The sequence below is a fragment of the Buttiauxella sp. S19-1 genome (assembly GCF_022134725.1).
Lineage (GTDB): Bacteria > Pseudomonadota > Gammaproteobacteria > Enterobacterales > Enterobacteriaceae > Buttiauxella > Buttiauxella ferragutiae.
The window spans coordinates 1-13,415 of record NZ_JAHWLU010000126.1 but is presented as its reverse complement, the minus strand read 5'-3'; the positions used below and the strand labels follow the sequence as shown (position 1 = coordinate 13,415).

The 13,415-nt window shown below is 52.0% G+C and carries 11 protein-coding genes; 8 read left to right on the top strand and 3 right to left on the bottom strand.

The window, feature by feature from the left end:
• Positions 1 to 501: 501 nt before the first annotated feature.
• Complete coding sequence (pckA, locus tag MES37_RS20650) at positions 502 to 2,121, top strand: phosphoenolpyruvate carboxykinase (ATP) (protein WP_064542797.1); 1,620 nt, start codon at positions 502 to 504, stop codon at positions 2,119 to 2,121.
• A gap of 55 nt (positions 2,122 to 2,176) precedes the next feature.
• Here the strand turns inward: pckA and envZ are convergent, their stop codons facing one another.
• Complete coding sequence (gene envZ, locus MES37_RS20645) at positions 2,177 to 3,535, bottom strand: two-component system sensor histidine kinase EnvZ (protein WP_064542794.1); 1,359 nt, start codon at positions 3,533 to 3,535, stop codon at positions 2,177 to 2,179.
• Complete coding sequence (ompR, locus tag MES37_RS20640; RefSeq protein WP_001157751.1) at positions 3,532 to 4,251, bottom strand: osmolarity response regulator transcription factor OmpR; 720 nt, start codon at positions 4,249 to 4,251, stop codon at positions 3,532 to 3,534. The genes envZ and ompR overlap by 4 nt, the downstream gene beginning before the upstream one ends.
• Positions 4,252 to 4,487: 236 nt before the next feature.
• Between ompR and greB the strand changes: the two genes are divergently transcribed.
• From greB to feoC, 5 genes are all read left to right on the top strand, one after another.
• Positions 4,488 to 4,961, top strand: coding sequence for a transcription elongation factor GreB (greB, locus tag MES37_RS20635; protein ID WP_064542790.1), 474 nt, complete (start codon positions 4,488 to 4,490; stop codon positions 4,959 to 4,961).
• Positions 4,962 to 5,080: 119 nt separating this feature from the next.
• A complete protein-coding gene (locus MES37_RS20630) occupies positions 5,081 to 7,411 on the top strand; it encodes a Tex family protein (RefSeq protein WP_064542787.1) in 2,331 nt (776 codons plus the stop codon).
• Between the two features lie 857 nt (positions 7,412 to 8,268).
• The gene (gene feoA / locus MES37_RS20625) at positions 8,269 to 8,493 is read left to right on the top strand and encodes a ferrous iron transporter A (protein ID WP_064542784.1); all 225 of its coding nucleotides are present in this window, start codon (positions 8,269 to 8,271) and stop codon (positions 8,491 to 8,493) included.
• Between the two features lie 54 nt (positions 8,494 to 8,547).
• A complete protein-coding gene (gene feoB, locus MES37_RS20620; RefSeq protein ID WP_237932558.1) occupies positions 8,548 to 10,869 on the top strand; it encodes a Fe(2+) transporter permease subunit FeoB in 2,322 nt (773 codons plus the stop codon).
• A 9-nt stretch (positions 10,870 to 10,878) separates the two neighbouring features.
• The gene (gene feoC / locus MES37_RS20615; RefSeq protein WP_064542777.1) at positions 10,879 to 11,118 is read left to right on the top strand and encodes a [Fe-S]-dependent transcriptional repressor FeoC; all 240 of its coding nucleotides are present in this window, start codon (positions 10,879 to 10,881) and stop codon (positions 11,116 to 11,118) included.
• Between the two features lie 25 nt (positions 11,119 to 11,143).
• Here the strand turns inward: feoC and bioH are convergent, their stop codons facing one another.
• Positions 11,144 to 11,920, bottom strand: coding sequence for a pimeloyl-ACP methyl ester esterase BioH (gene bioH, locus MES37_RS20610; protein WP_064542774.1), 777 nt, complete (start codon positions 11,918 to 11,920; stop codon positions 11,144 to 11,146).
• Between the two features lie 38 nt (positions 11,921 to 11,958).
• Between bioH and gntX the strand changes: the two genes are divergently transcribed.
• Together gntX and nfuA are read left to right on the top strand one after the other, a co-directional pair.
• Complete coding sequence (gene gntX, locus MES37_RS20605) at positions 11,959 to 12,642, top strand: DNA utilization protein GntX (RefSeq protein ID WP_237932557.1); 684 nt, start codon at positions 11,959 to 11,961, stop codon at positions 12,640 to 12,642.
• Positions 12,643 to 12,700: 58 nt separating this feature from the next.
• A complete protein-coding gene (nfuA, locus tag MES37_RS20600; RefSeq protein ID WP_064542768.1) occupies positions 12,701 to 13,276 on the top strand; it encodes a Fe-S biogenesis protein NfuA in 576 nt (191 codons plus the stop codon).
• Positions 13,277 to 13,415 lie beyond the last annotated feature (139 nt).

Below are 13,415 nucleotides of genomic sequence, written 5' to 3'. Positions count from 1 at the left end.
AACGAATCGCAACCGACCCTGACACGGAGGCAAAATGGAGGTTTACCGCTTGCGGCGATTTATTTGCCGGGAGTCAGGGTTCTTAGGGTGACGACGGTGGTCACCCTAAGACGTTCACCGGTTCAGTGGCTATATGAAACACTGAACATCGGGTGAACGGAACTGTCTCCCGGCTCACAGAGATGTGACCAAGAGACAGCTCCATCAGGGAGAGGGCCAGGGTGAGGGCATCCAGGCCTAAATCAATTTCAAAGTTTGCACACAAGTGCGCTCTCAGTCACACCTCGTCCGTTAATCGCACTATTTTTTAACATATTCAGAATATTTTCCCCGATGCATTTATATTTCCTGCCATACTCTCACCCCGTTGTGACTCGCTTCACAGCGTTTTCCGCTATATGGATTCGAGTGGATGCTCAAATCTATGATAGGTGTCGCGGTTAACAACCAATAAACAACCCTACAATCTCAAGCAGTACAAATTGGCTAAGGAGCAGTGAAATGCGAGTTAAAGGCATAACCCCGCAAGATCTCAAGGCTTATGGAATTCATGACGCAAGTGAAGTGATTTATAACCCTGATTACGACACCTTGTACCACGAAGAACTAAATCCCAACCTGGAAGGTTTTGAGCGCGGCATAGAAACAAATCTCGGTGCAATTGCTGTTGATACCGGCATTTTTACCGGTCGTTCCCCGAAAGATAAATACATTGTCCGTGATGACACGACGCGCGATACCCTGTGGTGGGCGGATAATGGTAAGGGTAAAAACGATAATAAACCGCTCAGCGAAGAAACCTGGCACCATCTGAAAGACCTGGTCACCAACCAACTGTCTGGAAAACGCCTGTTTATTATTGATGCTTTCTGCGGTGCAAACGCAGATACCCGTCTTTCAGTGCGTTTTATTACCGAAGTGGCCTGGCAGGCTCATTTCGTTAAAAACATGTTCATCCGTCCTACAGACGAAGAATTAGCCACCTTTGAAGCTGATTTTGTGGTGATGAACGGTGCAAAATGCACTAACCCACAGTGGCAAGAACAGGGTCTGAACTCTGAAAACTTCATCGCTTTTAACCTTACCGAACGCGTGCAACTGATTGGCGGGACCTGGTACGGCGGCGAAATGAAGAAAGGTATGTTCTCGATCATGAACTACCTGCTGCCGTTGAAAGGCATCGCCTCAATGCACTGCTCAGCAAACGTCGGCGAAGAAGGCGATGTAGCTGTGTTCTTTGGTCTGTCTGGCACCGGTAAAACTACGCTTTCTACCGATCCAAAACGTCGCCTGATTGGCGATGATGAACATGGCTGGGACGATGACGGCGTGTTCAATTTCGAAGGCGGCTGCTACGCAAAAACCATTCGTTTATCCAAAGAAGCAGAACCGGAAATCTTTAATGCGATTCGCCGTGATGCGCTGCTGGAAAACGTCACCGTGCGTGACGATGGTTCTATCGACTTTGATGACGGTTCTAAAACCGAAAACACCCGTGTTTCCTACCCGATTTACCATATCGATAACATCGTTAAACCGGTTTCTAAAGCGGGCCACGCCAACAAAGTTATCTTCCTGACCGCTGATGCCTTTGGCGTTCTGCCTCCGGTTTCACGCCTGACGGCAAATCAAACTCAGTACCACTTCCTGTCTGGCTTTACTGCCAAACTGGCCGGTACAGAGCGCGGTGTCACAGAGCCTACACCAACGTTCTCCGCTTGTTTCGGTGCTGCATTCTTGTCTTTGCACCCGACTCAATACGCAGAAGTGCTGGTCAAACGCATGCAGGCCGCAGGCGCTCAGGCTTATCTGGTTAATACCGGCTGGAACGGCACAGGCAAACGTATCTCCATCAAAGACACGCGCGCGATTATTGATGCGATTCTGGATGGTTCTCTGGACGACACTGAAACCTTCACGCTACCAATCTTTGGCCTTGCGGTTCCAACTGCGCTGCCAGGTGTTGATACCCACATTCTGGACCCACGTAAAACCTACGCATCCCCAGAATTGTGGCAGGAAAAATCTGAGCAACTGGCTAAGTTGTTTATCGAGAACTTTGATAAATACACTGACACTCCAGCAGGTGCAGCACTGGTGAGTGCAGGGCCGAAGCTGTAATTCGCACTGTAATTGATAGTAAAAAGCCCTCTCAATCTCTCTGAGAGGGCTTTTTTTATTCCCGCTCGTTATTGAGAGGCTGAGGAGATTTATTCATCGGCAACGGCAAATAAGCCTTTATCCGCAAACCACCGCGTTCGCTAACGCCGATGTCCAGCAAGCCGTTATGGTTGTCGATAATACGTTGCACAATCGCCAACCCTAAACCGGTACCGCTGGTGCTGCGAGCACTGTCGCCGCGCACAAATGGCTGGAACAGATGCTTGAGCTGGTCAGGTTTAATCCCTGGGCCGTCGTCCTCTACCTGGAACCAGGCACGGTTTAACTCACCGCCACTGCTGACTTTAATCCAGCCATTACCGTAACGCGCGGCATTAACCACCATATTGGCGGCAGCACGTTTAATGGACAACGGATGGATATTCACCAGCAATTCGCCTGCTTGCAGATCGGTGTCGATTTCCCGCTCGTAACCACTTTCCGCGGCCACCACTTCACCCAACACACTGTTGAGATCGGCAGTCTCCAGCGGCATCTCTTGCCCGGTACGCAGGTAATCGATGAACTGCTCGATTATCGCATTACACTCTTCGATATCTTTGTTAATCGACTCGGAGAGATAGCCATCTTCCTCACTCATCATTTCTGTTGCCAGACGAATACGAGTGAGCGGCGTACGTAAATCGTGGCTGACACCCGCCATTAACAGCGTGCGGTCATCGGCGAGCTGCTTCACACCGGCGGCCATATGGTTAAACGCCCGGGTAACTGAGCGCACCTCTGACGCGCCATATTCACGCAACGGCGGCGGAATAATACCTTTACCGACCTGCAAAGCGGCGTGTTCCAGGTCAACCAAGGGTCGGTTCTGGATACGGATAAACAACCATGCACCACCAATCGCCAACAGCATTATCGCCAGCGTATAGCGGAACAACGGTGAGAAGTCGCCCTGATGGATTTCAGTCAGTGGTACACGGACCCAAATATTCGGCGACAGCCACGTCTTCAGCCAGACAACCGGCGAGCTCTTGTTAACCTCAACGCGAACTTCGGTTGGGCCACCCAATTGCTGCGCCATTTGATGACTGAGGAATTCGTAATGCTGCGCCCAGCGCAAACCCGCGTCTTCCGCCGCTTCATTGGAATAGAGAGAGATTCCCAACTCACGATAGATTTCACGCCGAAAAGCAGGCGGAACCACCAGTTGCGTACCATCTTCGAGTTGCAGTTTATCGGTCATCAGCATACGAACTTCGTAAGCCAGTACCTTATTAAACTGTTGCAAGCTCGGCAGAATGGCAAAGTTCAACACCACAAGATAGGTCGTCACCAGGCTGACGAACAGCAAGGTGACAATCAGTAATAACGTGCGGGCAAACGAGCTTCTGGGGGAGAAGCGGACTCGCCTCATGCCTTGGAACCGTCCGGCACAAATACGTAGCCCAGGCCCCAAACGGTCTGGATATAGCGTGGATGCGCAGGATCTTCTTCGACCATGCGACGCAGACGAGAAATCTGCACATCAATTGAGCGTTCCATCGCACTGTATTCACGGCCACGGGCCAGGTTCATCAGTTTATCGCGTGATAACGGTTCGCGCGGATGGCTGACCAACGCTTTCAGAACCGCGAACTCGCCGCTGGTTAATGGCATAGGCTCGTCTTCACGGAACATCTCACGGGTGCCGAGGTTCAGTTTAAACTTACCAAAGGCGATAACCGCTTCTTCCTGAGAAGGTGCACCAGGCAGCTCATTAGCCTGACGGCGCAGAACAGCACGGATACGTGCTAACAGTTCACGCGGGTTAAACGGTTTTGGAATGTAGTCATCAGCGCCAATTTCCAGGCCAACGATGCGGTCAACTTCTTCGCCTTTCGCGGTCACCATGATGATTGGCATTGGGTTGCTTTGGCTGCGCAGACGGCGGCAGATAGACAAACCATCTTCGCCTGGCAACATCAGATCAAGGACCATCAAATGGAAGGATTCACGGGTTAGCAGGCGATCCATCTGTTCTGCGTTAGCAACGCTACGGACCTGGAAGCCTTGTTCGGTGAGGTAACGTTCCAGCAGCGCACGCAGGCGCATGTCGTCATCCACGACCAGAATCTTATAATTCTCTTGCATTCTTATACTCCCAAAGGCTCGAACAGTGAGTGCGTATTCTTAAAAAACTGCGGCGTTACGACCAGTCAATTCTGGTATATATTCTAGTCGAAATTGTTACAAAGCATATTAAACAGATGGTTATAGGCACTTTTTCAGCAAAAATAATGACGTAGTTCGCAGATCTCCGGGATTGCCATCACCCTGATAATTCGGTTTAAATCACCTTTATTGTGCTACCCATTCAAGGCTTGATAATGAAAACGCCACTGATTACCCGTGAAGGCTACGAAAAGCTCAAACAAGAAAAGGACACTTTGTGGCGTGAGGAGCGTCCTGAGGTGACAAAAAAGGTTACCTGGGCGGCAAGTCTGGGCGATCGCAGTGAAAATGCCGACTACCAGTACAACAAAAAAAGGCTGCGAGAAATAGATCGTAGAGTGCGATATCTCACGAAATGCCTCGAACAGCTGAAAATTGTCGACTATTCGCCGCAACAAGAAGGCAAAGTGTTCTTTGGTGCGTGGGTAGAGGTTGAAAATGATGATGGCAACCAGCTGCGTTTTCGCATCGTCGGTTATGACGAAATCTTTGGTCGCAGAGATTACATCTCGATTGATTCCCCGATGGCACGTGCGCTACTGAAAAAAGAAGTGGGCGATCTGGCGGTGGTACAAACTCCGGCAGGTGAAGCCCAGTGGTACATCAATGATATCGAGTATGTGAAATAGGCCACAGGCCAGCAACAGAACAGTCTGATTCATCACCTCTCGGGCGCTGTGGCTGGCATTTTTACCCTCCAATCCGTATAACTATCCCCTGAAATTTCGACTAACACAGATGAAAAACCATGATGAATGATTCACTCTGCCGCATTATTGCCAGCGAGCTAAAGGCCAGAAATGAACAGGTTGATGCTGCCGTTCGCCTGCTGGACGAAGGGAATACCGTGCCGTTTATTGCACGTTATCGTAAGGAAGTTACCGGCGGTCTGGATGACACGCAACTGCGTCAGTTAGAAACCCGTCTGAGTTATCTGCGCGAATTAGAAGACCGCCGCCAGGCGATCCTCAAATCCATTACCGAACAAGGCAAATTGAGTGACGAACTCGCCGCGGCCATTAACGGCACGCTGAGCAAAACCGAGCTTGAAGATCTCTATTTGCCGTATAAGCAAAAACGCCGCACGCGCGGGCAAATTGCTATCGAAGCAGGGCTTGAGCCACTGGCCGAGCTGCTTTGGAATGACCCGTCACACACACCTGAAGAAGCCGCAGCAAGTTACATTGATGCCGATAAAGGTGTCGCTGATACCAAAGCCGCACTGGATGGCGCACGCTATATATTGATGGAGCGCTTTGCCGAAGATGCCGCGCTGCTGGCAAAAGTGCGTAACTACCTGTGGAAGAACGCCCATCTGGTCGCCACCGTGGTGGCAGGCAAAGAAGAGGAAGGTGCAAAATTCCGTGATTATTTCGACCATCACGAACCGATTGCCACCGCCCCGTCCCACCGTGCACTCGCCATGTTCCGTGGCCGCAATGAAGGCATTTTGCAGCTGGCACTGAATGCCGATCCACAGCACGACGAGCCACCCCGTGAAAGCTACTGCGAACAGCTGATTATCGACCATCTCGGCCTGCGCCTGAACAATGCTCCGGCAGACGCGTGGCGCCGTGCCGTGGTGAGCTGGACCTGGCGTATCAAAGTACTGATGCACCTTGAAACCGAGCTGATGGGCACCGTGCGCGAACGCGCCGAAGATGAAGCGATTAACGTTTTTGCCCGTAACCTCCACGACTTGTTGATGGCGGCTCCAGCTGGCTTACGCGCCACCATGGGTCTGGATCCGGGCTTGCGTACCGGTGTGAAAGTCGCGGTGGTTGATTCCACCGGCAAGCTGGTCGCCTTCGATACCATCTATCCCCATACCGGGCAAACGGCGAAAGCCGCGGTTGCCGTTGCGGCTTTGTGCGAAAAACACAACGTTGAACTGGTGGCTATCGGCAACGGTACCGCATCGCGTGAAACCGAGCGTTTCTTCCTCGACGTGCAAGAGCAATTCCCGAAAGTCACCGCGCAGAAAGTGATTGTCAGTGAAGCTGGCGCTTCGGTGTACTCAGCTTCTGAGCTGGCAGCACTGGAATTCCCGGATCTTGACGTTTCGATTCGTGGCGCAGTATCCATTGCCCGTCGCCTGCAAGATCCGCTGGCGGAGCTAGTGAAAATCGACCCGAAATCTATCGGCGTCGGCCAGTATCAGCACGATGTCAGCCAGTCGCAGCTGGCGAAGAAGCTGGATGCGGTAGTCGAAGACTGCGTGAACGCCGTCGGCGTGGATCTGAACACGGCCTCGGTGCCGCTATTAACTCGCGTGGCGGGCTTAACGCGCATGATGGCGCAGAACATCGTTAACTGGCGCGACGAAAATGGCCGCTTCCAGAACCGTCAGCAGTTGCTGAAAGTCAGCCGTTTAGGGCCGAAAGCGTTTGAACAGTGCGCGGGCTTCCTGCGCATTAACCACGGCGACAACCCGCTGGATGCCTCAACCGTTCACCCGGAAGCCTACCCGATTGTGGAGCGTATTCTGGCGGCGACCGAACAGGCGCTACAGGATTTAATGGGTAACGGTGAAGCGTTACGCGGCCTTAGCGCCCGTGAATTTACCGACGAGCGTTTCGGTGTGCCAACGGTGACTGACATCATCAAAGAGCTGGAAAAACCAGGCCGTGACCCGCGTCCAGAATTCAAAACCGCGAAATTTGCCGATGGCGTCGAAACCATGAACGACCTTCAGCCTGGCATGGTGCTGGAAGGTGCCGTCACCAACGTGACTAACTTTGGTGCGTTTGTTGATATCGGTGTCCATCAGGACGGTTTAGTTCACATCTCCTCGCTCTCCGACAAGTTCATCGACGATCCGCATAAAGTGGTGAAAGCCGGTGATATCGTCAAAGTGAAAGTGATGGAAGTGGATATGTCGCGCAAACGTATCGCGCTGACGATGCGCCTTGATGAACAGCCTGGCGAATCCAACCGCCGTGGCAGTGCACCACGCGAGCAAAACGAACGCCGTCCGGCGCAACAGCAGAAACCTCGCGGGCGTGATAACGCCAGCAGCAGTGCGGGCAACAGTGCGATGAGTGATGCGCTGGCCGCCGCATTAGGTAAAAAGCGTTAATCGTTAGCCATTTTTCCGCCCTCTCCGGCTCGTCCTGTCTCTTATCCACAACTCGCCCTGGCAATCTTGTCAGGGCGAGATCTGTAAGTCTTGCTGATTTTCCGTTCACCCGTGTGTTCAGTTATCTCTTTAATTCCCGAAAACGGTGAACGTGCCAGTGGGATAACGACATCCCCCTGGCGACCCCGTCGCCCGGTGATTGATTTGCCGGGAGTCAGGGTTCTTAGGGTGACGACGGTGGTCACCCTAAGACGTTCACCAGTTCAGTCGCGACATAAACACGTATCGCCTGGTGAACGGAACCTTCTCCGGCTCGGCAGGAACCGGCCCTCAAAGATGTGACTAAGAGACAGCCGGCTCGTCAGGGGAGCGGCGGAAACATCGGATTATTATTTCCCCTCTCGCCCAATTCAGCACAATTTGCCGGTTTAATCCCCAACTGCTTATTAACAACATTTCATTAGCATTGTCTGAATTTTGTCAAAAAAATAGAATGAGTTTGCGATAGATCAATTTCCGAAAAAACGGTAAAAACAACACCAATATTTATCACAGCTGTAACAGATGAAATATTCAGACAACATTCACAACGATAAAATAATAAACTCTTCATTTTTAATAATTCATAACATACTGTTATTTATAAAATAATAATAAACACCCTCATAAAACCCGCACTGGTAAAACAATCAACCGGCCTGATTTAAATAAACCAAAACGTATTATTCATCACAAAAATAATCATTGAAGACAGAAACCATTCTCATTATCATTGGTTTGTTCGTTATTTCTCCTTTATCCAACGAAATCTCTCGTTAGCGTAAATACCAGAGCACAACTCTAAGTGGGTCCGTCCTATGCGATTCTTACCAAAAAGTACGTGGAAAATTACCGGCTTTGCCAGTGAAATTAGCCCGTCATATCGCCAAAAATTACTGTCACTCGGTATGTTGCCCGGTTCTTCATTCAGCGTTGTGCGTGTCGCACCTTTAGGCGATCCGATTCATATCGAAACGCGTCGCGTCAGTTTGGTATTACGAAAAAAAGATCTCGAATTACTGCACGTTGAAGCCATTGCCTGACTGGCGGGGTGAGCGCTTGCGCTCGTTGCAATTCTCTTTAAGTTCGCGAAAAAAATGAAAAAATTAACTATCGGCTTAATCGGTAACCCCAACTCCGGGAAAACCACCTTATTCAACCAACTCACCGGCTCTCGCCAACGGGTTGGCAACTGGGCGGGCGTCACCGTAGAACGTAAAGAAGGTCAGTTTTCAACGCTTGCGCACCAGGTCACGCTGGTCGATTTACCCGGCACCTATTCCCTGACCACCATTTCATCGCAAACCTCTCTCGACGAGCAAATCGCCTGCCACTACATCCTGAGCGGTGATGCTGACCTGCTGATCAACGTTGTTGATGCGTCAAACCTGGAACGTAATCTGTATCTGACGCTGCAACTGCTCGAGTTAGGCATTCCGTGTGTGGTCGCGCTTAACATGCTCGACATCGCCGAGAAGCAAGATATTCGTATCGATATTGACGCCCTTGCCGCCCGTCTGGGCTGCCCGGTTGTGCCACTGGTATCCACGCGTGGCCGCGGTATGGAAGGCCTGAAACTGGCTATCGACCGCCGCCAGCCGAACACGCATAGCGATTTAGTGTTGTACCCGCCAAAACTACTGGAAGAAGCCGACAACCTGGCCGCTGAAATGCCGCATGATATGCCTGCGCAACAGCGCCGTTGGCTGGCACTGCAAATGCTGGAAGGCGATATTTACAGCCGCGAATATGCCGGTCACGCCGCCGATAAACTCGATGTAATTCGTACCCAACTGGCGGAAGAACACGAAGACCCGGCGCTGCTAATTGCCGATGCCCGTTACCAAACGATTGCCGCCATCTGTGATTCCATCAGTAACAGTCTCACCGCCGAACCGCACCGCTTAACGGCGATGATGGATAAAATCATCCTCAACCGTTTCCTCGGCTTGCCTATTTTCTTGCTGGTGATGTACCTGATGTTCTTGCTGGCGATTAACATCGGCGGCGCGTTGCAGCCTATTTTCGACGGTGGCTCAGCGGCTATCTTTATCCATGGTATTCAATGGATTGGTGCCACATTACACCTCCCAAGCTGGCTGACAATTTTCTTAGCGCAAGGGATTGGCGGCGGTATCAACACCGTGCTGCCACTGGTGCCACAAATCGGCATGATGTACCTGTTCCTGTCGTTCCTTGAAGACTCCGGTTACATGGCGCGTGCGGCATTCGTTATGGACCGCCTGATGCAGTCGCTCGGCTTGCCGGGTAAATCCTTCGTGCCGTTGATTGTTGGCTTCGGCTGCAACGTGCCTTCGGTGATGGGCGCGCGTACCCTGGATGCACCGCGTGAACGCCTGATGACCATCATGATGGCACCGTTTATGTCGTGCGGTGCGCGTCTGGCTATTTTTGCGGTATTTGCCGCAGCGTTCTTTGGCCAGCAAGGCGCATTGGTCGTCTTCTCGCTCTACATTCTTGGCATTGTGATGGCGATTCTGACCGGCCTGATGCTCAAACACACCATCATGCGCGGTGAAGCCTCGCCGTTTGTGATGGAGCTGCCGGTCTATCACGTTCCACACCTGAAAAGCCTGTTGCTGCAAACCTGGCAACGCCTGAAAGGCTTCGTGATGCGCGCCGGTAAAGTGATTGTCATCGTCAGTATTTTCATTGGTGCGCTGAATAGCTTCTCGTTCAGCGGCAAAGAAGTCGACAGCATCAATGACTCCGCGCTGGCGTCCGTCAGCCGTGTGCTCACTCCGCTGCTAAAACCGATTGGTGTGCATGAAGATAACTGGCAAGCAACGGTCGGCCTGTTCACTGGCGCAATGGCGAAAGAAGTGGTGGTGGGGACGCTCAACACGCTCTACACCGCAGAAGATATGCACGAAGAGCCGTTTGATGCTGCAAGCTTCAACTTGTTCGATGAATTAGGCGGAGCCGCTGGCGAAACCTGGCAAAGCCTGAAAGACACCTTCAGCCTGAGCGTACTGCTAAACCCAATCGAAGCCAGCAAAGGCGATGGTGAAATGGCAAGCGGTGCGATGGGCGTGATGAGCAGCAAGTTTGGCAGCGCGGCGGCAGCGTACAGCTATCTTATTTTCGTGCTGCTCTACATTCCGTGTATTTCTGTGATGGGTGCTGTGGCACGTGAATCAAGCCGTGGCTGGATGATGTTCTCGGTGTTGTGGGGGCTGAACATTGCTTACTCGCTTTCCACGCTCTACTACCAGACCGTGACGTTTAATGCGCATCCGCAATACAGCCTGGTTTGCATCCTTTCAGTGGTGTTATTCAATGTGCTGCTGATTGGTGGTTTGCGTAAAGCTCGCAGCCGTGTAGATGTCAGCCTGATGACGACCCGTAAAACAGTCGAAGCAGCATGTTGCAAAAGCGCCGCTGGCGATTGCCACTAAGGAGAAGGTATGGCGAGTTTAATTGAGATTCGTGATGCATTAGCGCTGCAAGGGCGACTGGATGCGACGCAAATTAGCCAACAGCTCGCCACCCCGTTGCCGTTGGTAAATGCGATGCTGAGCCGTCTTGAAGCGATGGGCAAAGCCATGCGCGTGACCGAAGATTCGAGCGATTGCCTGAGCAGCGGCTGTAAAAGCTGCCCGGAAAGTAAGAAGTGTATTCGCGAAGTGTGGGCGCTACGCGCTTAAACTTTGTGTAACGGGTGGATGACGCCTACGGCTTATCCACCTTACAAAATTCCTCAAGCACCCGGCAAACATCCTGCGGGTGCGAAATAAACGGCGCATGGGCGGCTTTCGGGAAAATCACCGCTTCACTTTGTGGCCACTGCGCATCCAGCAAACCAGCGATTTTGCGCGGCACCAGCCCATCCAGATACCCGTACAATCGCAAGAACGGCACTTTCAACTGGCTCAGCGGCTGGCGTAAGTCCGCCGTTTTCAGGATCTCCAGCCCACCGTTTAACACTTCAACGCTCGGCATCGGTTGCTCAAGCACCACTGACTTGAGGCGGCGAGCATCCTGGCGTGCGCTTTCTGTCCCCAATGTTTGCAACGCCAGAAAACGCTCCACGGTACGTTGAAAATCATCACTCAATTGCTGCTGGAAACCTGCCAGCACTTCAGGCTTGATGCCCGGCCAGTCACCTTGCGCGGTGAAACAAGGCGAGGAAGCAATAGTCACTAACCTTTTCACGCGCGACGGATGGCTTAACGCAATCTGGCTTGCCACCAGCCCGCCCAAACTCCAGCCCAGCCAAATAGCCTGTTCCGGCGCTTGCGCCAGCACCACTTCTGCCATTTCCTCGAGCGTTAACGCACCAAAATCCTGGCTACGACCATAACCGGGTAAGTCGACCAGATGAAGGCGAAAATGCGAGCTGAGTTCCTCGCAAATGCAATGCCACACTTGGGCATTCAGCCCCCATCCGTGCAGCAGCACAAGATCATCTTTTCCTTCACCTTTTGTCTGCCACCAAAGCTTACTCATCAGTTACTGTTCTCATCTTTATCTGCAAGGAAGCGAATATGCTAACAATCCCAGGGCTATGTTGGCTATGCCAGATGCCCCTCGCTTGTGCACATTGGGGGATTTGCTCACGTTGTAGCTACGCCTTACCCGCGCCACCGCCTTGCTGCCCGCGTTGTGGATTGCCCTGCGCGTACAGACATACGCCTTGCGGACGTTGCCTGCAAGAACCGCCCGCATGGGATTCAATGCTGTTCGTCACGGATTACTGCCTGCCGCTCAACCGGCTCGTCCAGCGATTTAAATTTAACGCCACCGTAGCACTGGCTCCGGCTTTGGCGCGGTTAATACTATTGCGCGTGCTGGATGCAAAACGCCAGCCGTTGTGGCAAAAGCCCGACTGCATGGTCAGTGTTCCATTGCATTCGCGTCGTGCCTGGCGTCGTGGTTTTAACCAAAGTGACCTGCTGGCGAACTGTCTTGCGCGCTGGTTGCAGTGCGACTATTTCCCTAAAGGAATCAGGCGGATTCGTGCCGGGCAATCACAACATCAGCTCAATGCCAGAATGCGGCGCAACAATCTAAAAGGCGCTTTCAGGGTTGATTTTCCGGTGGAAGGCCGCCATATAATTATTGTGGATGATGTCGTCACGACGGGCAGTACGGTGGCGGAAATTGCGCGGCTGCTGAAAAAGCAGGGCGCGGCGACTATCCAGGTGTGGTGCCTTTGTCGAACCTTGTAGACCCTCGATGATGGGCGTATTATAACCGACTAAAATAGTCAACTATTGAGCAATCGTTATGATCCGTATTTCCGATACAGCACAATCCCACTTTGCCAAACTGCTGGCAGGTCAGGAAGAAGGGACGCAAATCCGCGTATTCGTCATTAATCCTGGTACTCCAAATGCGGAGTGCGGGGTTTCTTACTGTCCGCCGGATGCGGTAGAAGCATCAGATACTGCCCTCAAATTCGAGCAGTTGACCGCATATGTCGATGAACTGAGCAAACCTTATCTTGAAGATGCTGAAATTGATTTCGTGACCGACCAGCTCGGTTCACAGCTGACGCTGAAAGCGCCAAACGCCAAAATGCGTAAGGTTTCAGATGATGCACCATTAATGGAACGCGTTGAATACATGCTGCAAGCCACGGTTAACCCGCAGCTGGCAGGCCACGGCGGCCGTGTCACGCTGATGGAAATTACCGATGAAGGGTTTGCGATTCTGCAATTCGGCGGCGGCTGTAACGGCTGTTCAATGGTCGACGTGACCCTGAAAGAAGGCATCGAAAAACAACTGCTGGCCGAGTTCCCTGAACTGAAAGGCGTTCGTGATTTGACCGAACACCAGCGCGGCGAGCATTCTTATTATTAATTTTCACCCTCACCCTGGCAATCTTGTCAGGGTGAGATCTGTAAGCCTCGCTGATTTTCCGTTCACCCGTGCGTTCAGTTATCTCTTTAATCCCCGAAAACGGTGAACGTATCAAGGGGTTAACGCCAACCCCTTGATA

Bases quoted from the DNA above. Each gene is read 5' to 3' on its own strand.
- MES37_RS20630 (WP_064542787.1), top strand. From the start codon at position 5,081: ATGATGAATGATTCACTCTGCCGCATTATTGCCAGCGAGCTAAAGGCC.
- nfuA (WP_064542768.1), top strand. From the start codon at position 12,701: ATGATCCGTATTTCCGATACAGCACAATCCCACTTTGCCAAACTGCTG.
- greB (WP_064542790.1), top strand. From the start codon at position 4,488: ATGAAAACGCCACTGATTACCCGTGAAGGCTACGAAAAGCTCAAACAA.
- bioH (WP_064542774.1), bottom strand. From the start codon at position 11,920: ATGAGTAAGCTTTGGTGGCAGACAAAAGGTGAAGGAAAAGATGATCTT.
- feoC (WP_064542777.1), top strand. From the start codon at position 10,879: ATGGCGAGTTTAATTGAGATTCGTGATGCATTAGCGCTGCAAGGGCGA.
- envZ (WP_064542794.1), bottom strand. From the start codon at position 3,535: ATGAGGCGAGTCCGCTTCTCCCCCAGAAGCTCGTTTGCCCGCACGTTA.
- gntX (WP_237932557.1), top strand. From the start codon at position 11,959: ATGCTAACAATCCCAGGGCTATGTTGGCTATGCCAGATGCCCCTCGCT.
- ompR (WP_001157751.1), bottom strand. From the start codon at position 4,251: ATGCAAGAGAATTATAAGATTCTGGTCGTGGATGACGACATGCGCCTG.
- pckA (WP_064542797.1), top strand. From the start codon at position 502: ATGCGAGTTAAAGGCATAACCCCGCAAGATCTCAAGGCTTATGGAATT.
- feoA (WP_064542784.1), top strand. From the start codon at position 8,269: ATGCGATTCTTACCAAAAAGTACGTGGAAAATTACCGGCTTTGCCAGT.
- feoB (WP_237932558.1), top strand. From the start codon at position 8,548: ATGAAAAAATTAACTATCGGCTTAATCGGTAACCCCAACTCCGGGAAA.